Consider the following 24,080-nt stretch of genomic DNA (forward strand, 5'->3'; position numbering starts at 1 on the left):
GCATGGATACCGGTAATAGCTTCGGGCTGACAGACACTTATCTCCCCGAGCATATTATTGCGATCAGGCTGATCATCGCGTCGATCTGCGGCGCGGTGATCGGCTTCGAGCGGCAGATCAGGACGGCCGAGGCCGGGCTGAGGACACATATCCTGGTGTCGGTGGCAGCCGCGCTCTTCACCATCTTGGCGTTCGAGATTTTCCACACCATCGGCACGGGAGAGGGAACGCAGGCCGATCCCATTCGTGCGGTCGAAGCCGTTACGGCCGGGATAGCCTTTCTGGGCGCTGGGGCCATTTTCCGATCAGGCGGCACCGTGCAGGGCCTGACGACGGGGGCAGGGATGTGGCTTGCTGGGGCTGTGGGCGTCGCCTGCGCGCTTGGCTTTTACACGATTGCTGCGGGGACAACGCTGTTGGCGGTCATCGTATTGGCCGCGCTGCGGGCCGTGTCCCACCAGATGGTCAAGAAGGATGGACCGGTTTTGCCTGGCGATATCTGAATCGCTGACGGGCCGCGGGGAGAAGCATATTAGTCGCCAGGCAGCATTGAGGGACAATGTGCTGCCGGCGGATACTTCTCCCCCCGTACGGTTGCGATCGGGAGGTATCGCAACCGTGCCCCCTCGCCAGTTCACTTGGAGCTGAACCGGCGTCCAGACGTCGATGGTGCAGATCGACGCCCGTATTCGAGGACGGGAAGCAGGGCTTGGGAAATACCGGGCGATAGTCAGCCCGGCCGCTCTGCTTCCCGTCGAGGCATGTAACCTGTGGACGCAGGAGTTACATGCCAACGGCGTCCAGGCGCTCATTGCGCACCCAGAATTCCGCTATGCCATCAAGCTCCCAACGATAGGCGTCGAGTTCGGGCTGGCGAAAGAAGACGGCTGCCGCGCCGGCTTCAAGGTAACTGGATCGGCCCGCCCGATCTGTCGGGGGGACCATCACCACGATGTCGACGCCTTTTTGGCGAAGCCAGCCGTGGTGGCTACGAACAAATTCCAAGGTCGCCCTGCTATGATCCTTCAGGTCGATGACCAGAAAATCCGGCCATTGCGCCAGAGGATCTTCCAAAACGCGGGTTAGACCCTGAAGGCCGATTGCGCCATCGCCGAAGTGACAAACTGCAGGGCCGCCGTTTTCAGCAAGCATCCGCATGAAGAGACGTGCCGAATGGCAGTCGTCATCGATCAGCCCAATGAAGGGTGAATGCTTGATTGAAAGGGACACACGCTACCTCTTGCCCGGCGCCGCTCCGGGCAAAGCTACTCTTGGACAGGCATGAAGCGCCGCGCTGTATGCCGTTTAGAAATCACTACTGTGGTGGTCGTAACGCGTTCCAGGGGCGAGAGCCACAGGGAACAAGCCGGGAGAACTGCACCGACATCCGGCATATGTCTGGGTCGACGCTGCGCCGCTAGGCAACACCGGGTAAAGTGCAGGTAAGTAGCGCTTGCTTTTTACATGTAACGCGGCACTATTAACGTCCAGGGGGGGGTAAAATGGCCGAGGACGGCGTCACGAGGGAAGAAGTGCTTGCGGCACTCGATCGGCTATCGGCTTGGCCCGATATGGCGCGGTCGCCGCAGATCGTCCGCTTCCTTGATTATATCGTCAGACATCGACTCGATGACGATATTCAATCCATCAAAGCCTATTCGATCGCCGTCGATGTCTTTGGCCGCTCAGCCGATTTCGACCCGCAGAGCGATCCCATCGTACGCGTGCAGGCGCGGCGGATGCGGCAGCTTTTCGACCAATATTATGCAGGACCGGGAGCAGAGGATACGGTTCGTATCGTGTTGCCAGTTGGACGATATGTGCCTGATTTTATTGAGCATGTGGTTGAGCCAGCAGGTGTCGTGGATGAAGAGGGCAGCGAGCCCGACCTGACGCCACCTGCATCGCGGCGTGGACATGTCACGGTTTCCTGGCTCGTTCTGCTGGTCATTGCGATCGGCGCCGCAGCGCTTGCCTACTCGCTTTCGACCTGGGGGCCGCGGCAAGACCAGCAGGTCGCGCGCAACGGGGCGATTCAGCAGCCCAGCATCCGCATCATGGAATTTCAGAACCTGACGGATGACCCGACGATTACCGCCGCGGTGGCGGGACTGGCGGTCGATCTCGTCGATCGCATGCAGACGCTCAATTTCCTCAATGTGGATTATGGCGGGCGCGGGGAGATCGGCGGGCAGGGCCTGCCCAAGGACGGCTATACGCTGACGGGAATCGTGCGCCGTGATCCAGCAACCCAGGTAAATTACCAGTACAGCGTGCTCGTTACCGAGGTCGCGACCAATAATGTCATCTGGAATCGTACAATGGTGGTCAGCGGCTCCCAGCTTGCGGACACGAATCGGATCGAGGCGCTTTCCATCGACATCACGTCGGTCCTGGGTAGTGCGCGCGGCCCGCTTCATGCGCGGGCGCGACATCTTCTGATGCAAGGCGCGCCGACCGGTGGCGAAAGCCCCTATGTTTGCCGGATCATGTTCAGCATTTACCGCGAGACCATGACAGCGGCGGCGGCTGATCGGACGCAGGCGTGTTACGCAGCCTTGCCCGAACAGGATCAGAACAACGGCATCGCTCTGGCGGCGGTGGCGAGCATCATTGCGGAAGCCCCGGGCAATCGCGATGTTACTCCAGCAGCTCGGCTTGGCCGATATCGCGAGGCCGGCGATATGTTGGTGCAGGCCGTGCAGGCGCTGCCGACCAGCAGTTTCGTCTGGGAACAGCGCGCACGGCTTTATGAGGCCATGGCGGAACACGCCTTGGCAGAAGCTGCCTATGGCACGGCTTTACAGACCAACCCGGCCAATCTCGATGCGGTGGCGGCGCATGCGCGGCATCTGGCGTTTATTGGCCGGCTCGATCAGGCTGAGCCACTTGCCGAAAGATCGCTGTCCGGGCCGATGACAATTCCAGATTGGTATTATGGAGTGCCAGCGCTTGCGGCATTGGAAACCGGCGATTTCTCGCAAGCCGAGCAGTTTGCCGACACCTATGCGCGGGCGGATCGGGAAGTGGGGCCGATATTGGCGATCTTGGCCGCTCAAGGTCAGGGCGACGAGGAGCAAGTGGCCAGGGAATTGCCGCGGGTTTTGGAGGTGCCGTCGTTCCGGGCGGGGGGCATCATTACCCAATTGCGTCGGCGGATCACCGACACGGCTTTGCTCGATCGAATCCGGATGGGCCTGGCCGAAGCGGGCGTGCCGCAAATGTCGCTGGTGACCGCGTTCTGATCAGTGGCCGCTCGAGTGGCTGAAGAGGTTGATCACGAGGACGCCGGAGAGGATCAGGCCGATGCCGATCAGAGCAGGCAGATCGAGCGATTGGCCATAGGCGAAATAGGCGATGATCGAGACGAGGATGATGCCGACACCGGACCAGATGGCGTAGCCGATGCCAACGGGAATGGTCTGCAGCGCCAGCGAGAAAAAGTAGAAGGTGATGCAATAGCCCACGACGACAACAATCGAGGGAACGAGTTGGGTGAAACCCATGGAGGCGCGGAGGAAGGAGGTCGCGATGACTTCGCCGACAATGGCTATCGCGAGATAGGCGGCGCCATTCATGATGCGGGGTCCGCAAAAGTCGTCTTGCAGAGTTCGACGAAGCGCGTGCCGCGTTCTTCGAAATTCTTGAACTGATTATAGGACGGGGCGCCGGGGGACAGAATGACCGTATCGAAGCGATCGCGCTGGGTCGCTAGCGTGGCGATGCCGCTTTCGAGGTTTTCCGTTTCGGTTACGCTGATGTTGGGCGCGATCTTCCGGGTCGCGCTGGCGAGGCGCGTGCCTGTGACCGGGAGCGTGATCAGCGTTGTTACACCGCGCAGAGCGAGGAGGCTGGCGAGCTTGGCATAATCTTGCTCGCGCTCGTGGCCGCCGGCGATGAGCGCGATGCGGCGGCCTGGATAGGCGGCAAGAGCCGCTTTGGTGGCTTCGGGGGTAGTCGAGATCGAGTCGTTTACGATTGTCAGATCGCCGAGGCGGTGCTCTTCAAGGCGATGGGGCAGCGGGCGGAAGGCGGCGATACCCGCGATAATGCCATCCATGCTGGCGCCGACGGCCAGAGAGATCTCGGCGGCAAGCTGGGCATTGTCGAGATTATGGGCGCCCTTCAGGCGCGATCGCGACACGGCGCTTTCGAGCGCGCGCGCTTCGGCTTCGCTGAGGGATTTGACCAGGCGGCGATGGTCGCGGACGGCTTTGGCGACCAGCGCGTTGGGCGCGGCCGCCTTGCCGAGGGCGACGGCGAAACTGCCGTCGCGATCAACGAGATTGAGCTTGTCGGCGTAATAGCGCTCGACAGAGCCGTGCCAGTCGACATGTTCGGGATAAAGGTTGGTGATCGCGGCGACATCGGGCGTGAAAGCCATGTCGGCGGTTTGATAACTTGAGAGCTCGAAGACGACGATGGCATGTTTGTCAGCGATTTCGAGGGGGGCGAGGCCGACATTGCCGGCGAGGCCAGCATCGAGGCCGGAGCGCGCGAGCATCAAGTGGACAAGGGTCGCGGTGGTCGATTTGCCCTTGGTGCCCGTGATGGCGATGACCGTGCGGCCCCGGCGATAAGTGGCGCCCCAGAGATTGAGGTTGGAAGTGATCTCGATGCCGGCTGCGCGGGCGGTTTCGAAGATCGGCTTGTATCGGGAGACGCCTGGGCTTTTCACGATGGTGCCGAAGCGGCGCTCGGCGATGGCGGCCGGGAGATCTGAGGGGGTGATCGCTTGGGTGTCAGGGATATCGGCGGTGCCGCTATCGACGGTGACGAAGACTGAAAGATCGGGCTGCAGGCGCTTTAGAAACTGGCGGGTGGAATTGGCCTCGCGGCCGGCGCCATAGAGGAGGACCGGGGCATCAAACCGCATGGGCCGCCACCTTTGCTGCAACGGCGGGCGGGATGTGGTGGTCGTGGCTATCGGTCAGGCATTCGGCCATGGCGCGCTGCAATTGCTCCTCGCCATATTGGGCGAAAAGGTCCGCCTTTATGCCGCGGACCACGGCATCCTGATGCCAATCGGCGTGGCGGGTGAGGGTGTAAAAGCAGGCGGCGGCTTCGAGGATTTCGCCCACACATTCCCAGGGTTTTTGGCCGGTGAGGCCGGAGAGTTCGCGGAAGGAATGTTCGTTGGCGGGCTCATCGAGGAGGTTCTTGCCGAAGATTTTCAGCAAGCGGTCCTTGGCCATAAAGGGCGCGAAGATCAGGAAGACGAAGTGGCACTTTGGGCATTCGCCGCACCAGAGCGGGCCGTCGTTGCCGTTGAGGCGGAAATTGCGATTGCAGCTCGAAAAGACGGAATCGAAGCGACCGCCCTGGGTGAATAGCGAGGCGATGCGGGCTTCCGAATAGGGGCGGAGCAGCGAGAAATACTTGAGGGCGCCGCCGGTGGCATTCGAGAGCACGTCGGCGATCAGCAGCTCGAAGCCAAGGGATTTCGAATATTGGTGATTGGTCTCGCGACCGTCGAATTCGATATTGCCTTCGCTGGCCGAGCGTTCGTTGCTGAGAACGATCTGATCGTAGCCGAACAACAGGGCGCAAAGCGAGGCGATCATGGAATTGATCGCGGTCGAGGGGACGTGGCCGTTGTAATAGCCGGGTTCTTTGCCGAGCCGAATCATTTCGGCGTCGAGGGTGCGCGTGACGTAGAGCGGCGCGCGGCCTATGGCATCGACCGAGGTAAGGATCGGCCCCTTGGGATTGACGGCAAAGGGCGTGAAGTCGACGCCGACATGGCTGAGCAGTTCGACGCTGACGAGGGAGTCCTTGCCGCCCCCAATTGGGAGCAGGGTGCGCTCGGGCAGGGACACCGTCGGTTTCTGCGTTTCGGGGTCGAGTGCGGTCGTCAGCGTCAGGCGGCCAAAGCGGGCGAGATCGTTGCGGGCGTAGAATTCGCCGAGGCCGTTTTCATAGACATCGATGACGAAGGCCTTTTCGGCTTCGGTCAGCTTGATGTCGGGCGCAGCGATTTCAAAGGGTGCGCGGAGTTTGAAGTAGCTCACGCCGAGGACGAAAGCCGTCAGATCGAGAAGTTTGCGGAAAGCCGGTGTTTGCGCCTTCGCGGCATCGGCGCCGGAGGGCAGACCCAGAACTTCGGTGAAGCTGAGATCGTTCAGCCGGTAGCTGAAGCGAGCTTCGCCGCTTTGATGGTCAAAACTGGGACGGTCGATGAAGAAGGATTCGGTCACGGGCAACTCACGCGGCTTTGGCCACTCATATAGGTGATTTGTGACCACGGTGGGAGTGGGCCCTTTAGGGCATGTGGGTATTCAGGTGATGGCAGGCTGCAAACTGCGATTTTCTGCGCTTCCGGTACTCACGTACCCAAATGTACGCTCCGTTCCGGTTCTCGAAAACCGCCGTTTTCGCTCTGCCCTGACCTGAATCTCCGCATGCCCTTAGTAGATACGCATCTGCATGCGCATGACGATATCGGTGCCGATGCGCTGGAAGCCGTATTCGCGCATGGTGCAGGACCAGCCATTGCCGGCTTTTTCGATGCGGAAGAGATTGTAGCGCGCCGGATCGTCGAGCGTGCCGCCCTGCGCGGCGCTCGCTGCTGCGACGCCGATGACGGGCACTTCGTGCTCGTTGCCGGGGATGTGGTGGATCGAGGAGCGATGCGTGTGGCCGTGGAGGATCAATTCGGCACCGCGTTCGGCAATCACCTTGCGGAAGATGCGGTGGCCCTTGAGGCCGAATGAGGGGTGCTGCAGCTCGGGATTGGGCGGATGATGGATCATGACGACGCGGAAATAACCGGCATCGCCGAGGAGTTTGAGCATTCGATCGAGCCGCGCAGCCTGCTTTTCTTCGAAGCGGCCGATGGCGAGGAATGGAGCGGTGGGGACGGCGCTCGAGCAGGAGACGATGGCGAGATCGCCGACGCGGCGGACGAAGGGGTAGGTTTCGCCCTCGAGCGTTTCGCCTTCGAGATAGCTGCCCCATTCTTCTCGGGCATTTTCGAGGGCTCCGGGCACATAGGCGTCGTGATTGCCAGGGCAGACGGCAACCTTATCGGAACCGCCAAGTGCTTTGAGCCAATCGCCAGCGCGGCGTACTTCGGTGGGCAGAGCGAGGTTGGTCATGTCACCGGTGACGGCGGTGAAATCGGCGTTCTGCTCCTGCATATGGGCAACGAGGCGCGAGAGCGTTTCGGCATTAAGCTCACCGTGGCGCTTCAGCTTCCAATTGAGGTAGCCGGTGATGCGTTTTCCCACCAAGTCCTTGAGACCCACTTCGGGCATAGGAGACAGGTGGAGGTCCGAAATGTGCGCGAGCGTAATCATCGAATGGGGTTTTGCCAGATGCTGGGCAGCAGGGAAACGGTCAATCGGGACCTGGGGCGGGAAATTCAGGACAAATCGGCTTTATCCACTTGGATCATGCGGCGCAAACGCATGAGGAAACCGCTTGGCTGCATGGCAGCCAGCAAAATGAACTATCGACTTTTGCGCTGGAAACGCTACCCCTCGATCAGTTTTCAGGAGAACGACTGCCGATGCTGACCCGATTCCAGCGCGTCCGTGCCAAGGTGTTTCTGACGATTATCGGCATTATCCGCCATATGACCATCGGCACCAAGGTGATGCTGATCGATGGCAATAAGGTCTTTCTGATCAAGCATACACTCATTCCCGGATGGCAGTTTCCGGGCGGAGGGATCGAGCCGGGGGAGACGGCGGAGGCTTCGGCCGCGCGCGAGACGCTGGAGGAAACCGGGCATCGGGTAACGGGGCCGATGGAGCTCTTTGGCGTCTATCACAACACCAGTGTCGTGACGAACCGCGACCATGTTCTGCTTTATATCGCCCGGCAGCATGAATTTGCCTTCGAGCGGAAGAAGGACCACGAAATCGCCGAATGCGGCTGGTTCGAGATCACAAAGCTGCCGGACGGCGTAACCCCCGCGACGTCGCAGCGCATCGACGAGGTTTTCGACGGTGCGCCCAAGCGCGATGTGTGGGGTTATTGAGGCTTAGCGGCGGCCGGGCAGTCGCTTGGTTTGCGTGAGACTTGGGTTGGCCACGGCGAGGCCCGTGCCAAAAACGATAGCGTCTTCGACCAAGCCGGTCTTAGTCTGGCCGTAGCGCTCCATGGCGGCGCAGCGAATGCGCCAGCCGACATAGGATGATGCAAGGGCGGTAACGACAGCCAGGGCCGCGCCCGTGGTGCGTTGATCTCTCGGAGCAAGGGCGGCACCGGCATAGGCTGCGGTGATGCTCCGGACGGCTAGGCCAATGGGCACAATTCGGTCAGGGGCCGATTTCATCTTATCGCCGGCCATTTCTGCGGCAGCGAAGGCTGTCGCGCCTGCGGTGACGACCGGATTGCGGAAGAGTTTCTGGAACGGCAGGCTAGCGTCGATTTCCTGGCGATTAGTGGCAATGGCGATTGCCGCAAGCGGGCTAATGCCGCGCTGTCCTGCGACGAGACCGATGAGAAAGGACCGCAACATGGGGGTGTGCTCCGAAAAAGTGTCGGTGGCACAACGTCCCTTTTCTGCAAACGATCCTTTCTCGAACTCGGCTTAGTCCATGAAGGCCAGCTTGGGGCCAATGGGCACAATCCGGTGTGGATTGATCGTCGTGTGGCTCCAGTAGTAGTGCGTCTGGATATGGCCGATATCGACAGTTTCCTTGACGCCCGGCACTTCATAGAGCGCTTTCAGGTAGTGCGAGAGATTCGGATAATCCGCTATCTGCCTGAGATTGCATTTGAAGTGGCCGAAATAGACGGCGTCGAAACGCACCAGCGTCGTGAACAGGCGCCAATCGGCTTCCGTGATGCTGTCACCGGTCAGGTAAGCATTGTCGCCCAATAGGCCTTCGACCCAATCGAGGGCGTCGAAAAGTTTCCTGGCTGCTTCCTGATAGGCTTCCTGAGTGGTCGCGAAGCCGGCTTTGTAGACGCCGTTGTTGATGTCGTCATAGACGCGGGCATTGATCTCGTCGATGCGGCCGCGCAGGGCTTCGGGATAGTAGTCGTCGGTGTTGCCGGTCAGCTCATTGAAAGCCGAATTGAACATGCGGATGATTTCCGCACTTTCATTAGAGACGATGGTCTTGGTCTTCTTGTCCCAGAGGACAGGGACGGTGACGCGGCCGGTATAGTGCGGATCGGCTTCGGTATAGACCTGCCAGAGATAATCCTTGTTCAGCAGCGTGTCGCCGGTCGAGCCTTCGTCGGTCTTGAAACTCCATCCGGTTTCGTCGGGCATTTTGGGCGAGACGATCGAGACCGAGATCAGGCTCTCGAGTTCCTTGAGCTTGGGGAAGATCAAGGTGCGGTGAGCCCAGGGGCAGGCGAGGGAGACATAGAGGTGATAGCGGCCGGCTTCGGCGGCAAAGCCGCCTTCACCGCTCGGGCCAGGGCTGCCGTCGGCCGTGACCCAATTGCGGAAGCCGGATTGGGAGCGGACGAATTTGCCGCCCGTCTTGCTCGTGTCGTACCATTTGTCCGACCATTCGCCGTCGATCAACTGTCCCATCTTTGGTCCCTTTCGGTCATCTTGCTGTCGGTTTTCTACGCTCATGTGGGGGTAATCGTTGCGTCTGGCCGATACTTAAAGGCGGGGGGCAACAACGATAAGGCACCGCGCGCGCAACAATGCGTTGTGCATTTGGGATACACCGATCCATTGGAGAGAGGAATTTCGGCCATGACGCAGATATTCCCATTTACGCGTGACCACGCTGGTGCTAATGCGGATTCAGACGTGGAGGCGTCCAGGATGGTGAAGGTTTTGCAGATGTTCCGACGACCCTAGTTGGTCGTTTTCGCGCGGTGTCCGAGGGGCTACCGCTTGTTCTTCTGCACGAAATCTTTCCTGGATCAGACCCATGAACACGCCTGTTGCGGCTGAGGCCGTTGCTGCCCCTCTTTCCGGTCAACTCACCGTGCGGCCCGCGACGCCAGCCGACGATGTTTTCGTCGACGATCTGCAGGCCATTGCCTTCGGCCCTGGCCGGTTTGCCCGGACCGCATTTCGTGTGCGCGAACGGTTTCCGATCGATCAGAGCCTGAGCCTGATTTCAGAGGTCGACGGCACCGCTTGCGGTTCGGTGTGGATGACCCCGATCAGCGTCGGCGGCATGAAGGGCTATCTCCTTGGGCCGCTCGCGACCCATCCCAATTTCCGCAAGCGGGGCGCCGGCAAGCTTTTGGCGCGGGAAGTCAGCAAGCGGGCGCTGGCGCGGGGCGAGGGACACTTCGTGTTGCTGGTTGGTGATCAGGATTATTACTGCCCACTCGGCTGGGTGCCGACGACCCCGGGCAATATCCAGTTCCCTGGCCCGGTCGATACGAGCCGCGTTTTGCTGCTGGCCGATGATCCTGAATTGGCGACGACGCTTAAGGGCTCGATCGCGGCCTTCGACGCCGGCAAGTAGAGCGCAAAAACGGGTGCATCGGCTGATACCGTCGCGTAAGCTGCGGCCAGCGATGCACAATTGTCCGGACGTCCCTTTGTCTTCTGATACCCCAATTGCCCAAATGCTCGCGGGGCGGCTATTGCCGTCGCCGCCGAGCCTGCCGCAGGGGCGTGATCTCGTGCCCGATTGGGCGCCGCTCGAACCATTTTCGCGGCCGCCTGTTTTGGCGGCGGTTCTTATTGGACTGGTGAAGCGGCCAGAGGGGCATACGGTGCTTTATACCGAGCGCTCGCCGGATCTGCGTTCGCATTCGGGGCAGGTGGCCTTTCCGGGTGGCAAGGTCGATGCGGACGATGAAGACGCCGGGGCTGCGGCGCTGCGGGAAGCCAATGAAGAGATCGGGCTCGACCCCGCCGAAGCCAAGGTGCTCGGCTATATGGAGCCCTATTTTACCGGCAGCAATTATCTGATCACGCCGGTTATTGCCGAGGTGACGCCGACGGGGCCATTCGTGCCCAATCCGGGTGAGGTGCATTCGGTGTTCGAAGTGCCGCTGCAGCGGATTTTGGATTCCGGCAGCTATGGCCGCTTTCGCATCAGCCGCGGCGGCAAGGAACATTCGACCTGGCAGATCGACCACGATGGGCACGTGATCTGGGGCATAACGGCGAACCTGACGCGAAAATTCCGGGACTTGGTGCTGGGCGAGGTTGCGGCGTGATTCCGGACCGATTGCCGGCGGCGGAATGGCTCGAGCGGTCAGAGACGCAGCAGATTTTTGCCGCGCTCGATGGAGCCGAGGGCAAGACGCGGGCGGTGGGCGGTATCGTGCGCGATACGCTGATGGGGCGGCTACGGCCGGATTCCGATATTGATATGGCAACCGAGCTGCTGCCGGTCGCGGTGATGCAGCGGGCCAAGGCGCATGGCATTGCGGCCTATCCTACCGGCATCGAGCATGGGACCGTGACGCTGCGACTCAATGAGACCAGTGTCGAGGTGACGACGCTGCGGCGCGATGTCGAAACCGATGGCCGGCACGCGCAGGTGCAGTTCGGGACGGACTGGACGGAAGACGCCAAGCGTCGCGATTTCACGATGAACGCGCTTTATTGCGGGTCGGATGGTGCGCTGTTCGATCCATTGGGCGGCGCTGGCGATGCGCTCAATGGGAGAGTCCGGTTTATCGGCCAAGCCACTGAAAGAATTGCGGAAGATGGCCTTCGGGTGTTCCGGTTCTTTCGGTTCACGGCGAGCCATGGGGGCGAGCGGCTTGATCCGGAGGGGTTGGCGGCGTGCCAGGATGCGGCGGGCAGGCTCGATCATATTTCCGCCGAGCGGGTGGGCGCCGAGATGTGGCGCATGCTTGGATTGGCCAAGGTGGCGCTGACGCTGGCAGTGATGAGCGAGATCGGGTTGCTGGCACTGTCGCGAGACACGCTGGCGGCTTTGGTGCGATATGAGGCGCTGGGTGGGGCAGGGGCGGCGGCGCGGCTGTCAATCGTGGCCGGTGGCGATCTCGATGCATTTCAGGAGCGGTGGCGGTTGTCTAACGCTGTGGTCGATACGGCAAAGCGCATAGCCGCTGCAGCGAGCCTGGCGTCGGCGGATCAAATCGCGAGAGCGGTCTATGCGTTTCGGGAAGATGCCATCGAGGCGCTGGCCGTGGCCGCTGCGAGGGAAAACTGGCCACGCGAGCGGTTGATGGAATCAGCGCGGGAACTGGGGCGTTTGCCTGACCCGACGATGCCAGTTTCGGGAAAGGACCTTTTGGATTCAGGCATAAAAGCCGGGCCAGAGGTTGGAAAAACCCTGGCTCGGCTTGAAACGCTCTGGATCGAGAGCGGCTTCAGTTTGAGTAAGGACGAGTTGCTCGTCCAAATTTAGTGCTTGGTGTCCCAGGCACTATCAACGTCCACGATGCGCTCCTTGATGCGCTCGACCATGTCGGGTCGCACTTCGGTTTCGCCGTGGTAATTTTTCAGGTTTTCGACCGCGCGGCGCACAACTTCGGCTTCGCTTTCGGCCTCGGCTTTCCAGGTTGAGCCGGGAATGAGCGTACCGGATTCAAAACGTTTCATGTCGTTTTCTCCTTCGTCTCTATTGGAGAAGGTAAACGGTTCAGAAACTTATAGGTTGCAGCGGCGCACCTAGTCGTCGGTGAACTCGCCGAGGATGTTGAGGCCGTCGATCCAGGTGCCGTCGTCGTTGCGGATGACTTCGCGGCTGAGGACGCCGCTTTCCTGAGCGATGGATTCGGCCAGGTCGCGGTCATGCGTCACCACCCAAATCTGGCTGCGCTCGGCGGCCTTGACGATCATGCGCGCAAGGATCGGCAGCAAAGACGGGTGGAGGCTGGTTTCGGGTTCATTGAGGGCGATGAGGGGCGGGAGGCGATAGGACAGCAAGGCGCCGGCGAGCGCGAGAAACTGCAGCGTGCCGTCGGAGAGTTCGTGGGGCAGAAACACCCGCTTGGGCATTTCGGGATAGCGGAGGCCGAAGGTCGCGTGCTCGCCGACTGGGGGGACTTCGAGCGCGACGCCGGGGAAGGCATCGGCGATGGCGCGGTCGAGGTCGGTGGTGTCCTGCCGAATGTGGCGGAGGGTGGCGAAGACGGCGCCGAGATTGCTGCCGTCCGGGGCGAGGGTCGGGGAGGTCACGGCGCGGGCGGGGCGGCGCAGTGCCGAATCGGGGTCGGTGCGGAAGCCGTGAAAGAAGCGCCAGCCGAGGATGGCGTCGCGCAGCCGGGCGATTTCAGGACGTCCGCCCAGGCGGGAGAGGGCAGGTTCGCTGGGCAGCAAGTCTTCATCGGCGACTTCCCGGCGTCCATCGGCGTCGCGCGCCCAGGCGATGTTGCCCTTGCGCTCCATCAGCATGACCGGCTTGCCCCGATGGCGCATCGTCGCCAGTTCGGTTTTCACCTGCGCTTCATTGGGGAAGGCCGCGGCGCTTTCGGCGGGTGCGAAACCGACCTCGAGCCGGTAGTTCAAACCGTCCGGGAAGCCATCGAGTTCGCTGAATTCCGCTTCGAGCGCCAGCCGTTGGGGCTCGCCGGAGCGATAGCCGTCGGTGCGGAATTTGGGGTCGAAACTGCCGTCTTCCGTGAGGTTTTTGCCGCCCGCCCAAAAGACCGAGGAGAGGCCGCCTTCGCGGGCCAATTCGTCGGCCAGCGTGCCCTTGGCGGCGCTCTGCAGCAATTCGAGCGAGCGGTAGAGATTTGTTTTCCCGACGCCATTGCCGCCGACGAGGACGGTCAATTGGCGCAGGGGGAAACGGATGCGGCGCACCGATCGATAACCGATGATCTCTAGCGCCGCGAGGGTCATGTCAGGGCCACTTCACCGCGGGCGGCATGGAGGAGAGAATCGAATTCACATTGCCGCCGGTCTTGAGACCAAAGGTCGTGCCGCGATCGTAGAGCAGGTTGAACTCGACATAGCGGCCGCGGCGCACAAGCTGTTCGTCGCGATCGGCCTCGGTCCAAGGTGTTTCGAAGTTGCGGCGGACGATTTCCGGATAGATGGTGCGGAACGCTTCGCCGACGGAGCGCGTGAAGGCGAAGTCGGCGTCCCAATCTCCGGAGTTGAACTGGTCATAGAAGATGCCGCCAACGCCGCGGTGTTCCTTGCGGTGGGGCAGGTAGAAATACTCGTCGCACCAGGCTTTGAAGCGGTCGTAATCCGCGCCTGGAGCGGTTTCGCAGGCTGCGCGCATGGCGGCGTGAAAATCGATCGTGTCGGGATCGTCCTGCGTCCGCCGACGGTCGAGCACGGGGGTCAGGTCGGCGCCGCCGCCCCACCACTGCTTTCCAGTGACGATCATGCGCGTGTTCATGTGCACCGCCGGAACGTGGGGGTTCCAGGGGTGGATGATCAGCGAGATGCCGGAGCTCCAGAAACCGGTGCCCGCTTCGGTGCCGGGCATTTGCTTCGCGAAATCCTCGGAGAAATTGCCGTGGACGGTCGAGATATGGACGCCGGCCTTTTCGAAGACGCGACCATGGAGCATCGACATTTCGCCGCCGCCCCCGGCCGCGCGATCCCAAGGCGTGCGTTCGAAGCGCCCCGGTGCCATTTTGGCGTTGGGGCCACTGACCGCAGTTTCGAGATCTTCGAGCGACTGGCAGATCTGGTCGCGAATACTCCGGAACCAGGCGGAGGCTGCGGTTTTCTTGGTTTCTATATCGGCAGGAAGGGTCATGGCGGGGGAAATGGACCTTTAACTCAGCTCTGTAAAGCGGCCAATCTGTCTCATGGCCTCCCCTATGATCATGCTTCCCGCTAGGGCGACATTGATCGAGCGCAAGCCGGGACGCATGGGAATGCGGACGCGGAGGTCGGCGCGCTCGGCAACAGAATCAGGGACGCCGGCACTTTCGCGCCCGAGAAGGAGAATGTCGGTGTCCTCATAGGCCGCGTCATAGGCAGACTGACTGGCTTTGGTGGTCAGAAGCACCAATCTCCGGCCCTCGGCGGCGCGCCACTCTTCGAACTGGGAGAAGCTGTCGTGCTCGCGCATGCTGGCGTGCTCGATATAATCGAGGCCCGCACGGGCAAGGCCCTTGGGCGTGATCGGAAAGCCTGCCGGGTGGATAATGTGGACGGTGATGCCCATGCAGGCGCCCAGCCGGATGAGCGTCCCCGTATTTTGAGGGATATCAGGCTGATAGAGCGCGAGATCGATGGGCAAGGGCATCATTCCCGGCCGTCGCCGGGTCCAGTGAACATGTCTGGCGCAGAGATATAGTTGCGCGAAGGCAAACTGTCATCGGGCGCACACTGGACAAGGCCAGCCGAGAGTGCAAAAAGAACCGCAACTGACGGACCGCTTGAGGGCGGCCGGCTATCGATTCTGCTTATGTAGTCGTAGGCTGGTGCCGGCTCCGTCATTTATGCATTCGTACGGGGAAACGGACTTGTCCACGCAAGCAGAACACTCATCCACAAACCGGCGGGATTTTCTTTATATCGCCACCGGCGCAGTCGGCGCCGTCGGTGCTGCCGCGGTGGTATGGCCGCTGATCAATCAGCTCAATCCCGACGCATCGACGCTGGCGCTCGCCAGCATTCAGTACAATATCGCGCCGATCGAAGAGGGCCAGTCGGTCACGATCACATGGCGCGGCCTGCCGGTTTTCGTGCGTCACCGTACACCCAAGGAAATCGAAGAGGCCAAAGCCGTTCCGATGGCCGACCTCAAGGATCCGGAAACCGATGAGGCCCGCACCAAGCCGGGCCACGAACAGTGGCTGATCATGATCGCCAACTGCACGCATCTGGGCTGTATCCCTGTTGGTCAGTCCGGTGATTTCGATGGCTGGTTCTGCCCATGCCATGGTTCGCACTACGACTCTGCCGGCCGTATCCGTCGCGGTCCCGCGCCCAAGAATCTGGTCGTGCCGCCATATGAATTCCTCAGCGATACGCTGGTCCAGATCGGTTAGTGGGGGCATTTCCGATGTCAGAACATTCGACTTACGTTCCGGGAACTGCCGTTGAGAAGTGGCTGGACGACCGCCTGCCGGTGGTGCGTTTCGCCAAAGAACATCTCATGGACTTCCCGACGCCGAAGAACCTCAACTACTGGTGGACCTTCGGCGCCATTCTCGTGATGTGCCTTGGCGTGCAAATCGTCACCGGCATCATCCTTGCCATGCATTATGTGCCAAATGTGGCGCTGGCCTTCGACTCGGTCGAGCATATCCGTCGAGATATCAGCGGCGGCCGCGTCATCCAGGCCACCCACGCCGTTGGCGCTTCGATGTTCTTCGTCGCGCTTTACATCCATATGTTCCGCGGTCTTTTCTACGGCTCCTACAAGGCGCCGCGCGAAATCCTTTGGATCCTCGGCGTCGTGATCTTCCTGCTCACCACCGCGACCGCGTTCATGGGCTACATCCTGCCCTGGGGCCAGATGTCGTTCTGGGGTGCGACGGTTATCTCGAACATCTTCTCGGCTATTCCGCTCGTCGGCGACAGCATCAAGCAGCTCGTTCTCGGTGGGTTTGCCGTGGGTAACCCGACGCTGAACCGCTTCTTCTCGCTGCACTATCTGCTGCCGTTCATCATCGCAGCCGTCGTCGCGCTCCACATCTGGGCGCTGCACGTTCCGGGCAACAACAACCCGATCGGCGTCGACGTCAAGGATAGCCGCGATACCGTTCCTTTCCATCCGTACTACACGATGAAGGATCTGTTCGGGATGGTGCTGTTCATGATCCCGTTTGCGTGGTTCGTGTTCTTTGCGCCCGATATCCTCGGCCACCCCGACAACTACATCATGGCCAACAGCCAGGTGACGCCGTCCCACATCGTTCCGGAATGGTACCTCTTGCCGTTCTACACGATCCTCCGCGCCATCGACTTCAACATCCTCTTCATCGACTCCAAGCTTGGCGGCGTGATCGCCATGGGTGGTGCGATGGCCTGCCTTCTGGTCGTGCCGTGGCTCGACACCTCGAAGGTACGTTCGGGTGTGTTCCGTCCGATGTTCCGCTGGTTCTACGGTCTCTTCGTGATCAACTTCATCGCGCTGATGTATCTCGGTGCGCAGGAAGCAGCTGAGCCCTACACCACGCTCGCCAAGGTCTGCACCGCCTTCTATTTCCTCTACTTCCTGGTCATTCTGCCGGTGCTCTCGCGGATCGAGACGCCAAAGCCGCTGCCAACCAGCATTTCCGAGAGCGTTCTCGGAAACAAGGCACACGCGTGATCGGGGCCGGTAACATGAACATGCATAAGCTCATCATTGCCGCTGCCGCGCTTGTCGCAGGTCTTGCCATGGCTCCTGTTGCCCAGGCAGCAGAAGCGGGCCCGCACCCGGAACGTCAGGCCTGGTCGTTTGGCGGTATCTTCGGCACCTATGACACCAATCAGCTCCAGCGCGGCTTCCAGGTTTTCCGGGAAGTCTGCTCGAGCTGCCACAGTGCGCACCTCCTCGCTTTCCGTAACCTGATGGATGAGGGCGGCCCGGAATTTTCCGAAGCTCAGGTTCGTGCGCTTGCGCTCGAATATGAAGTGAACGATGCGACGGCTGATGGTGGCCGCCGTCCGGCGGTGCCGGCCGACCGTTGGCCTTCGCCTTTCGCCAGCGATCAGGAAGCCCGCGACGCAAACGGTGGCGCGCTGCCGCCAGACTTCTCGGTGCTTGCCAAGGCCCGTGGCGTCAAGGATCCGTTCCCGACCTGGATCTTCAACTACTTCACCGCGTACCAGGAAGGCGGCCCGGATTACATCCACGCGCTGCTCAATGGCTACCACGAGGAAGTGCCGGAAGATGCGCCGCACAGCAGCGACGGCACGCCGTTCCAGCTGCCTGAAGGCAAGCATTACAACGACTACTTCCCCGGCCACGCTATCGGCATGGCTCCGCCGCTCGCCGATGGTGTTGTCGACTATGCCGAAGCCGAGAATGGCACTGCTGTTCCCGAGACGCTCGAGCAGTACTCGACCGACGTTGCCGCTTTCATGATGTGGGTTGCGGAACCGCACCTCGTGTCGCGCAAGCAGACGGGCTTTGCGGTGCTGATCTTCCTCGTGCTGTTTGCCGGCCTGATGTATGGCACAAAGCGCAAGATCTGGGCTGGTATCGAGCACTAAGTTCGACACCGCGATTAGCGATTAAGGGCTCCTCCGGGAGCCCTTTCTTTTTGAGGCGATGGCGCGGCTTTTTCTCTCACATCGACGCAAGGGTCTTGTCATTCCCGCCGTCAGCCGCAATATGGAACCGTACCGGTTCTTTGGAGGAGGTTGCCTTGTCCGCCATTCGCCTGGCTGTCACCGTCGTGTCCGCTGCCATGACCATCAGCCGCCATCCCGTTGTTCGCGCCGGCATTCACGCCGTGGCGAATAATCCGAAGGCGCGCGATGCTGCGATCAGCGCGACGCGCTCGGCAGCCTACAATGCCGGCGTCATTGCCCGCCATATTGCCGGCCGCCGCACCCCCTGAGCCCATTCTCTCTTTGAAGGCCTTCCATGTCGATCGACCTCAAGTCGCTCGTCCGGACTATTCCGGACTATCCCAAGCCGGGTATCCTGTTCCGTGACATCACTACGCTGATCGAGCATCCGGAAGGCTTTAAGGAAAGCGTCGAGCAAATCGCGGCGGCCCATCGCGGCATGGGGTTCACCCATGTTGCCGGTATCGAAGCCCGCGGCTTCATTTTCGGGGCAGGGGTGGCTATCGCCCTTGGCGTCGGCTTTGTGCCCGTCCGCAAGCGCGGCAAGCTGCCTGGCACAACCATCGGCCAGAATTATGCGCTCGAATATGGTGTCGACACGATCGAGATCCATGCCGACGTGCTTCATGCCGGCCATAAGGTGCTTATCGTCGACGACCTGATCGCGACGGGCGGGACGGCAATTGCGGCCGTCAGCCTGATCCGTCGAACCGGCGCCACCTGCGACAACGCTGCCTTCGTCATCGATCTGCCGGCACTGGGCGGGGCGGCGAAACTGCAGGCCGAGAAGGTTGCGGTTAGCTCGCTGATGGCCTTTGACGGGCACTAAGGCCAACTAGACTGCGCAAAACAATCCCCGCGAAAGCGGGGATTTTTATTTCGGCTACCAGTTGCTGCGGCCATCCATCTTTTCGACCCTGACCTTGGACCAATCAAGCTCATTGATCGTGTTGAGATTGATGGCATAGGTGCGGCGTTCGGGGACGACGCCGGGTTCGCCCTTGGGAGTGCCGTCAGCATTATATGCCGAGGCCCAATCGGGAGAGCTACCCCAAGTCTGAATGCCGCAATGGCTGCAGAAGTGGTGCTGGTTCATGCCGCCACTGGCCGAATAGGTCGTGTCGCCATTGAGTTGATCGAAACCGAGTTCGCCCTCCTCGAAATAGGCCCATACCGCACCGGTCCGCTGGCAGAAGCTGCAATTGCAGGTTTTTGCCTCGGTCGGTATGCGGGGCAGGGTGATGCGGGTGGCGCCACAATGGCAGGACGCGGTCAGTGACATGATGGATCTCCTCTAGGGTGAGAAAACCTTAGACACGGACGCTGACAGCCTCTGTCAGTACCGTCCTAAGCTGCAGCCGCCTGTAGAACGACGCGTGGGTCGACGAGACAGAACTGGTTGCCTTCGGGATCGCGCATGACCGTATAGGTGGGGAGGACGCGATCGACCGTCGCGCCGGCTTCCTTGAGGCGCTCGACTTCGGCGCCGCGATCGGTGACTTCAATATCGAGATGGACGCGATTGTTGTCGAAGACGCGCCCATCGACATTCTGAAAGCAGATTGACGGACCGGGGCCATCAATCATGACAGTCGTGTCAGTCTCGGGCGTCAGGCCAAGGGCGGCGAGGCGCGCAATTTCGTCTTCGTCATAGGCACGAACGTCATAGCCATCGAGAATTTTAGCCCAGAACTGAGCCAGAACGGCGGGCTTGTCGCAATCGAAGACGATCTCGTGGATCACACCCATTTGCGTTTATCCTTTGTCGTTGTCTCTCTCGGGTTAGACAGCAAATGCGGCAAGTTTAGAGCGCGGGTGTTTGGCCCTGCTGCTGAACGATTGTCGCTGTAGTAGAGCCCGGCGCTGATGCGCCGGGCCCGATTGGTTAGTGGCGTTTATCGGTGTGCAGCAGTTGTCCAAGCGAGGGCAGGCCGGTCGGCGGGGTCTGCGCGCTGGTCTTGCTGCTTGGGCGCTGTGGTGGCCGCGGCTGTTGTTGGCCATGCCGCGGCACATTGTGGGTGTGATTGATCGGCTGGGGGCGCTGGAATTGGTTTTTAGGCATGAGTAATCCTGTCCGCCTCGGCGAAAGCCAAAGGCAGTTGAAGACGTGCAAAGCGTGCAGAAGACCAAACGCGAGTGAAATGAAGTGACGACGCCGTCAGCGCGGAAAGTTGGGATTAGGGGAAGAGCAAAGCCGTCCGAAAATCATCCGTCGCAACACGCGCAAACATGACCGGCGGGACCTCGATGCGAGGGCGCCAAGAGCGGTCAGTAGCGTCCGGTGTGCGGGTTCAGATGTTCATTTCTGGACGGGGCCTCCTGGGCGATTGCAGGACGGAGTCTACAAAAAGAAAACGGCCCGGGTCAACCGGGCCGTCCTGATTTGATTGTCGACGCTTTAGATCAAGGCTCGAGCTGACCCTGGGTGGGGTCTTCCTGAGCGCTGACATTAGGCTCGTTGCGGGTCTTCCACAGCGAGAACAGGATGCCGCCGGCCAGGATCGCGATGGTGACCGTGAGCGAGAGCAGCGTGTCGATATGGATGTGGAACGGCACGAGCGAGATCTTGATGCCGACCAGCACGAGGATGATGGCGAGCGATGTCTGCAGGTACCGGAAGCGGTTCATCGCCGCCGCAAGGGCGAAGTACAGCGAACGCAGGCCAAGGATGGCGAAGATGTTCGATGTATAGACGATGAACGTGTCCTGGGTGACTGCAAACACGGCCGGAACCGAGTCGACGGCGAAGATCAGATCGACGACTTCGACCATGATCAAGGCCACGGCAAGCGGGGTCAGGAAGGTGACGATCTTGCCGGTCTTGGGATCGGGCTCCTTGACCGTGAAATTTCGGCCATGCAGCTTCTTGGTGACGCGGAAGCGCTTGGAGATGAACTGGTAGACCTTGTTCTCTTCCAGGTTCGGTTCTTCGTCCTGATGCTTGAACATGCGGATGCCGGTGAACACCAGAAAGGCACCGAAGCCGAGCAAAATCCAGCTGAACTGATTGACGAGCGCGGCACCGACACCGATGAGCACGGCGCGGAAGAGAATGACGCCCAGAATGCCCCAGAACAGCACGCGGTGCTGATAGAGACGGGGGATGCCGAGGAAGCCGAAGATCGTGGCGATGACGAACATATTGTCCATCGCCAGGCTCTGTTCGAGCAGGTAGCCGGTGTAGAATTCGAGGCCCGCGGTCGCGCCGCGCTGCCACCATACCCAGCCGCCGAAGGCGAGGGCAATTGCAACGTAAAAGCCATAGAGCAGCAGGCTCTCCTTGGCTTCGATCTCGTGCTCGTCCTTGTGCAGGATGCCGAGGTCGAAAACAAGCAGAGCTATAACGATAGTGATAAAGGCAACCCAGAAATAGATGGGTGTACCGAGGAACTCGCCCGTCAGGGCGGCAAGAAGCGAATCCATTTCGCCGGACCTTCTCCATGTGAAAGTTGGAGCAGCTCCGACATCGTCATGGGGGACCATGACCAGAGGGGCCCGGCGCTGCCCCTCTAAAATGCTCAAACCGTAGAAAAGTTCAAGCCCCCTTGTGAGGGGGCCTGTAAATGCGCTGAACGCCTTAATTTCCGGGCATGGGCGGCGGATTGCCGCTCGGCGGTGCACCCGCCGGCCTGCCGCCAGACGTGCTTCTGGTCGCGGTGAGGTCGACTGGAATCGTCACCGTTCCAGCGAGCGGACCAGTCGGGCTACCCGTGATCGCGAGCGTCTGCTGGGCGACTTCCGCTTCGGAATTATCCCGAAACACCATATCCGTCGCGATGGTGATGCGACCGAGGTTGCTGGTGCCGTTGCTGTAGCGGCTGTCGGCTGCATAGACGTCAGCCGAGATGTCGTGCGGCAAGGCGATTTGGGCGGTGAGAAGAGAAGCATCGCCGGAAACGGCTTTCTCCGCATTTTCAAAGACTTCGAAGTGGATATGTGGCCAGCGCCCGTCATAGCAACCGGGGAAGATCGTCGTAAATCGCACCTTGCCTTCGGCATCGGAAATGCCCACGCCGCGAAGATAGTTGGCATCGGGTGTGTCGTAGAGCGAATAGAGGCCGGTCGTATCGCAGTGCCAGATGTAGATGGCGTGATTGGCGAGCGGCGTGCAGCCGTCGGCATTGACCAAGGTCAGCTCAAGATCGAGCTGGACGCCTTCAGCAACGGGCGTCAACGTGCCGAACGATGGGCGGAGATCAGTGCGGATGACGCCTTCTTGCGTCAGGGCATTGACCACCTGGCCGCTGCGGACATTGGAGCCATCGGCGGGGTAGGGCCCCGCCGTTTCCCATGGCAGGGCGATGCATTCCAAAGCGGAGGCGGGAAGACCGGTGAGCGCAACGGCACCAACGCCACCAAAAAGGGCCAGTAGGCTTCGGCGGCTGACAAGGCGCGGAAGATCGTGCCGGAAGCCGAGATCGTGGTCGTCGTGGTCATGGATCATCTTCGGGATCCTGTCCGTGGGGCCATTGATACAGTCAAGGTCTATGCCTTGATCTGCAATTCAACTACCCGCCAGCGCCTGACAGGATGGCTACCGGCAGATGAAATCTTGGCAAGGAACAGCCGGCGCTCAGCGCGGCGTGCAGAGCATCACAATGGCGTCGGCTGTTTCGAGCTGGACCGCAACGCCGTTGACCGGGTCATTTACGGTGCGGGCTGTCTGGATGCCGGCATTGCCGCGGAGATTGCCATCATTGAGACCGGCGCCGTCTTCGTAGGGCGTCAGTGTCCCGGTTCCGGAATTGGGGTCGCCGGCGGTGCGCGAGGCCCAGCCGTAGACGCTGCCATAGATGGTCAGGATGCCGACGCGATTGGTCGATGCGTCGCGGCAACTCCAATTGCCTTGGTAGATCTGCGCCATCGATGGCACGGACAGGGCGGGGAACAGCAATAGGGCAAGGGCGAATCGGCGCATGCCGTGAGAGTGCCGATGGCCTAAGCCATATTCAAGTGCTGCGCCGCAATCTGGGTCCGATGATGGGCAAGCTGGTGAGTGCCAGCAACACTTTCAGCTTCATGGGCATGCGGTAATCCCGGAGCTTCGAAAAGCCAACGATTTCAGCGCGATAAACTATTTCGTCGCGCTGGTTCCGGGCGGTCAAACGATTGAAGAGGAGGCCCCAACCCGGAAGCGAATTGGATGGTCGCTTGTCGGTCACGATCAATTCATAAGTGACGGTGTCGCCGGGGCGTACTGGCACTTTGAATTCCATGGAATTGACGCCGGGCGACGGGCCTGAAACCCCAGGCTCCTGCCCCAGTCCGCGCAAACGTTCGGCCTCGTCAAAGAGAGCATCGACCATCTTGCGGTGGCCGACGCTGACGGTGTGCCAGCCGCTCGCGACGAGACCGCCGAAGTGGCTATGGCGTGCCTGGTCCGGATCAACGTGGAAATATTGAGGGTCGTAGAGTTTGGCGAAGCGGATGATTTCCTCTTCGCTAAAGGTGTGGCTGCCGAGCGGAAACATTTCGTCGATGACGATATCTTCGAACCAACGCGTCATGCGAGGGCCTCGCGGCATTCCACCAGATTGGCCAAGCGCATGGTCATCACCGGCTTGTCCTTCTGATTGCGGATATCGAAATCGAGCGTGACGATGCCCCATTGCGGATGGCTGGTGGAGCGGCGCAATTCGGCAATGGTGACTTTGCCGCCGATGGTGTCCCCAACCATGAAGGGGTTCTTCCATTTGAGATTTTCAAATCCCAGTCCGCCGGCCGAGGCAACGTTGCCCAGAAAACTATCCACCAGCATGCAAAGGCTGAGGGCACCCGTCTGCCAGCCGCTTGAGGCCAAACCACCGAGGAGACTTGCCTTGGCGGCCTTTTCATCGATGTGGAAGGGCAGGGGATCGAACTCGTGGGCGAAATCGAAAATCATCTGCTTGGTCACGGTCACATGGCCAAGGGTGATGATCTCGCCAACGGTCAGGTCTTCAAAATGCCGCCGGTCGCGCGTGACAGGATTGGTCATCGTCTTTCCCTATACGTCAACCGCCTTTTCGCATGACGCTGG

The 24,080-nt window shown here is 60.7% G+C and carries 30 protein-coding genes; 11 read left to right on the plus strand and 19 right to left on the minus strand.

The features are described from left to right. Nucleotides 1-2 precede the first annotated feature (2 nt). Nucleotides 3-503: an MgtC/SapB family protein gene (locus tag ASE94_RS18665; protein ID WP_062631590.1), complete on the plus strand. Its 501-nt coding sequence runs from the start codon at nucleotides 3-5 to the stop codon at nucleotides 501-503. A 280-nt stretch (nucleotides 504-783) separates the two neighbouring features. Here ASE94_RS18665 and ASE94_RS18670 read toward each other — a convergent pair whose 3' ends face one another. Continuing rightward, complete coding sequence (locus tag ASE94_RS18670; RefSeq protein WP_061910446.1) at nucleotides 784-1,230, minus strand: hypothetical protein; 447 nt, start codon at nucleotides 1,228-1,230, stop codon at nucleotides 784-786. A gap of 272 nt (nucleotides 1,231-1,502) precedes the next feature. Between ASE94_RS18670 and ASE94_RS18675 the strand changes: the two genes are divergently transcribed. Beyond that, nucleotides 1,503-3,245 carry a hypothetical protein gene (locus ASE94_RS18675; protein ID WP_062631591.1) on the plus strand — a complete coding sequence of 581 codons (1,743 nt, stop codon included), beginning with the start codon at nucleotides 1,503-1,505 and terminating at the stop codon, nucleotides 3,243-3,245. Here the strand turns inward: ASE94_RS18675 and ASE94_RS18680 are convergent, their stop codons facing one another. The 4 genes from ASE94_RS18680 to ASE94_RS18695 all read right to left on the minus strand — a co-directional run bounded on the left by ASE94_RS18680 (nucleotide 3,246) and on the right by ASE94_RS18695 (nucleotide 7,298). Next, the gene (locus ASE94_RS18680; RefSeq protein ID WP_062631592.1) at nucleotides 3,246-3,578 is read right to left on the minus strand and encodes an SMR family transporter; all 333 of its coding nucleotides are present in this window, start codon (nucleotides 3,576-3,578) and stop codon (nucleotides 3,246-3,248) included. Continuing rightward, nucleotides 3,575-4,876: a UDP-N-acetylmuramoyl-L-alanine--D-glutamate ligase gene (gene murD / locus ASE94_RS18685; protein WP_062631593.1), complete on the minus strand. Its 1,302-nt coding sequence runs from the start codon at nucleotides 4,874-4,876 to the stop codon at nucleotides 3,575-3,577. Before murD ends, ASE94_RS18680 begins: the two co-directional genes overlap by 4 nt. Beyond that, nucleotides 4,866-6,197, minus strand: coding sequence for a hypothetical protein (locus tag ASE94_RS18690; RefSeq protein WP_062631594.1), 1,332 nt, complete (start codon nucleotides 6,195-6,197; stop codon nucleotides 4,866-4,868). Before ASE94_RS18690 ends, murD begins: the two co-directional genes overlap by 11 nt. A gap of 210 nt (nucleotides 6,198-6,407) precedes the next feature. Next, nucleotides 6,408-7,298: a metallophosphoesterase gene (locus ASE94_RS18695; RefSeq protein ID WP_061910456.1), complete on the minus strand. Its 891-nt coding sequence runs from the start codon at nucleotides 7,296-7,298 to the stop codon at nucleotides 6,408-6,410. Nucleotides 7,299-7,510: 212 nt separating this feature from the next. Between ASE94_RS18695 and ASE94_RS18700 the strand changes: the two genes are divergently transcribed. Next, nucleotides 7,511-7,984 carry an NUDIX domain-containing protein gene (locus ASE94_RS18700; RefSeq protein ID WP_156352220.1) on the plus strand — a complete coding sequence of 158 codons (474 nt, stop codon included), beginning with the start codon at nucleotides 7,511-7,513 and terminating at the stop codon, nucleotides 7,982-7,984. Nucleotides 7,985-7,987: 3 nt separating this feature from the next. Here the strand turns inward: ASE94_RS18700 and ASE94_RS18705 are convergent, their stop codons facing one another. Both ASE94_RS18705 and ASE94_RS18710 read right to left on the minus strand, forming a co-directional pair. After that, entirely contained in the window at nucleotides 7,988-8,467 is a 480-nt protein-coding gene (locus ASE94_RS18705) for a hypothetical protein (protein WP_061910460.1), read from the minus strand. Between the two features lie 72 nt (nucleotides 8,468-8,539). Then, nucleotides 8,540-9,499 (minus strand): glutathione S-transferase family protein, encoded by a 960-nt coding sequence (locus ASE94_RS18710; protein ID WP_062631597.1) that lies wholly within the window; start codon nucleotides 9,497-9,499, stop codon nucleotides 8,540-8,542. Between the two features lie 352 nt (nucleotides 9,500-9,851). On the opposite strand from ASE94_RS18710, the gene ASE94_RS18715 reads away from it, so the two are divergent. The 3 genes from ASE94_RS18715 (at nucleotide 9,852) to ASE94_RS18725 (ending at nucleotide 12,269) form a co-directional block, all read left to right on the plus strand. Further along, the gene (locus ASE94_RS18715; protein WP_082461314.1) at nucleotides 9,852-10,400 is read left to right on the plus strand and encodes an N-acetyltransferase; all 549 of its coding nucleotides are present in this window, start codon (nucleotides 9,852-9,854) and stop codon (nucleotides 10,398-10,400) included. 76 nt (nucleotides 10,401-10,476) lie between these two features. Next, nucleotides 10,477-11,103: a CoA pyrophosphatase gene (locus tag ASE94_RS18720; RefSeq protein WP_162236120.1), complete on the plus strand. Its 627-nt coding sequence runs from the start codon at nucleotides 10,477-10,479 to the stop codon at nucleotides 11,101-11,103. Then, nucleotides 11,100-12,269 (plus strand): CCA tRNA nucleotidyltransferase, encoded by a 1,170-nt coding sequence (locus tag ASE94_RS18725; protein ID WP_082461316.1) that lies wholly within the window; start codon nucleotides 11,100-11,102, stop codon nucleotides 12,267-12,269. The genes ASE94_RS18720 and ASE94_RS18725 overlap by 4 nt, the downstream gene beginning before the upstream one ends. On the opposite strand, the gene ASE94_RS18730 is transcribed toward ASE94_RS18725, so the two are convergent. The 4 genes from ASE94_RS18730 to ASE94_RS18745 all read right to left on the minus strand — a co-directional run bounded on the left by ASE94_RS18730 (nucleotide 12,266) and on the right by ASE94_RS18745 (nucleotide 15,065). Then, the gene (locus tag ASE94_RS18730; protein ID WP_062631598.1) at nucleotides 12,266-12,463 is read right to left on the minus strand and encodes a DUF1059 domain-containing protein; all 198 of its coding nucleotides are present in this window, start codon (nucleotides 12,461-12,463) and stop codon (nucleotides 12,266-12,268) included. The two genes, ASE94_RS18725 and ASE94_RS18730, sit on opposite strands and share 4 nt — an antisense overlap. 69 nt (nucleotides 12,464-12,532) lie before the next feature. Beyond that, nucleotides 12,533-13,708: an AAA family ATPase gene (locus ASE94_RS18735; protein ID WP_062631599.1), complete on the minus strand. Its 1,176-nt coding sequence runs from the start codon at nucleotides 13,706-13,708 to the stop codon at nucleotides 12,533-12,535. A 1-nt stretch (nucleotide 13,709) separates the two neighbouring features. Then, on the minus strand, nucleotides 13,710-14,582 hold the full coding sequence (hemF, locus tag ASE94_RS18740; RefSeq protein WP_062631600.1) for an oxygen-dependent coproporphyrinogen oxidase: 873 nt from the start codon (nucleotides 14,580-14,582) through the stop codon (nucleotides 13,710-13,712). Between the two features lie 18 nt (nucleotides 14,583-14,600). Continuing rightward, on the minus strand, nucleotides 14,601-15,065 hold the full coding sequence (locus tag ASE94_RS18745; RefSeq protein ID WP_062631826.1) for a tRNA (cytidine(34)-2'-O)-methyltransferase: 465 nt from the start codon (nucleotides 15,063-15,065) through the stop codon (nucleotides 14,601-14,603). A gap of 208 nt (nucleotides 15,066-15,273) precedes the next feature. Here ASE94_RS18745 and petA point away from each other — a divergent pair, with 208 nt between their 5' ends. From petA to ASE94_RS18770, 5 genes are all read left to right on the plus strand, one after another. After that, nucleotides 15,274-15,825 (plus strand): ubiquinol-cytochrome c reductase iron-sulfur subunit, encoded by a 552-nt coding sequence (gene petA / locus ASE94_RS18750; protein WP_082461317.1) that lies wholly within the window; start codon nucleotides 15,274-15,276, stop codon nucleotides 15,823-15,825. A 14-nt stretch (nucleotides 15,826-15,839) separates the two neighbouring features. Next, nucleotides 15,840-17,093, plus strand: a complete 1,254-nt coding sequence (locus ASE94_RS18755) for a cytochrome b N-terminal domain-containing protein (RefSeq protein ID WP_061910474.1) — start codon at nucleotides 15,840-15,842, stop codon at nucleotides 17,091-17,093. A gap of 14 nt (nucleotides 17,094-17,107) precedes the next feature. Beyond that, the gene (locus tag ASE94_RS18760; RefSeq protein ID WP_320408926.1) at nucleotides 17,108-17,980 is read left to right on the plus strand and encodes a cytochrome c1; all 873 of its coding nucleotides are present in this window, start codon (nucleotides 17,108-17,110) and stop codon (nucleotides 17,978-17,980) included. Nucleotides 17,981-18,135: 155 nt separating this feature from the next. Continuing rightward, a complete protein-coding gene (locus ASE94_RS18765; protein ID WP_156352221.1) occupies nucleotides 18,136-18,330 on the plus strand; it encodes a hypothetical protein in 195 nt (64 codons plus the stop codon). A gap of 26 nt (nucleotides 18,331-18,356) precedes the next feature. Further along, a complete protein-coding gene (locus tag ASE94_RS18770; RefSeq protein ID WP_061910478.1) occupies nucleotides 18,357-18,890 on the plus strand; it encodes an adenine phosphoribosyltransferase in 534 nt (177 codons plus the stop codon). 54 nt (nucleotides 18,891-18,944) lie between these two features. On the opposite strand, the gene ASE94_RS18775 is transcribed toward ASE94_RS18770, so the two are convergent. From ASE94_RS18775 to ASE94_RS18805, 8 genes are all read right to left on the minus strand, one after another. Beyond that, nucleotides 18,945-19,343 carry an aldehyde-activating protein gene (locus ASE94_RS18775; RefSeq protein ID WP_062631602.1) on the minus strand — a complete coding sequence of 133 codons (399 nt, stop codon included), beginning with the start codon at nucleotides 19,341-19,343 and terminating at the stop codon, nucleotides 18,945-18,947. Nucleotides 19,344-19,408: 65 nt separating this feature from the next. After that, nucleotides 19,409-19,810, minus strand: coding sequence for a VOC family protein (locus ASE94_RS18780; protein ID WP_062631603.1), 402 nt, complete (start codon nucleotides 19,808-19,810; stop codon nucleotides 19,409-19,411). Nucleotides 19,811-19,946: 136 nt separating this feature from the next. After that, nucleotides 19,947-20,123: a hypothetical protein gene (locus ASE94_RS21070; RefSeq protein WP_156352222.1), complete on the minus strand. Its 177-nt coding sequence runs from the start codon at nucleotides 20,121-20,123 to the stop codon at nucleotides 19,947-19,949. A 341-nt stretch (nucleotides 20,124-20,464) separates the two neighbouring features. Further along, nucleotides 20,465-21,484 carry a TerC family protein gene (locus ASE94_RS18785; RefSeq protein ID WP_062631604.1) on the minus strand — a complete coding sequence of 340 codons (1,020 nt, stop codon included), beginning with the start codon at nucleotides 21,482-21,484 and terminating at the stop codon, nucleotides 20,465-20,467. A gap of 154 nt (nucleotides 21,485-21,638) precedes the next feature. After that, entirely contained in the window at nucleotides 21,639-22,505 is an 867-nt protein-coding gene (locus ASE94_RS18790; protein WP_062631605.1) for a hypothetical protein, read from the minus strand. A 129-nt stretch (nucleotides 22,506-22,634) separates the two neighbouring features. After that, nucleotides 22,635-22,979: a hypothetical protein gene (locus ASE94_RS18795; protein ID WP_156352223.1), complete on the minus strand. Its 345-nt coding sequence runs from the start codon at nucleotides 22,977-22,979 to the stop codon at nucleotides 22,635-22,637. Nucleotides 22,980-23,010: 31 nt separating this feature from the next. Further along, on the minus strand, nucleotides 23,011-23,568 hold the full coding sequence (locus ASE94_RS18800) for a MaoC family dehydratase (RefSeq protein WP_062631607.1): 558 nt from the start codon (nucleotides 23,566-23,568) through the stop codon (nucleotides 23,011-23,013). Next, the gene (locus ASE94_RS18805; protein WP_062631608.1) at nucleotides 23,565-24,038 is read right to left on the minus strand and encodes a MaoC family dehydratase; all 474 of its coding nucleotides are present in this window, start codon (nucleotides 24,036-24,038) and stop codon (nucleotides 23,565-23,567) included. Before ASE94_RS18805 ends, ASE94_RS18800 begins: the two co-directional genes overlap by 4 nt. Nucleotides 24,039-24,080 lie beyond the last annotated feature (42 nt).

The organism is Devosia sp. Leaf64 (genome assembly GCF_001421945.1).
In the GTDB taxonomy this organism is placed as follows: domain Bacteria; phylum Pseudomonadota; class Alphaproteobacteria; order Rhizobiales; family Devosiaceae; genus Devosia.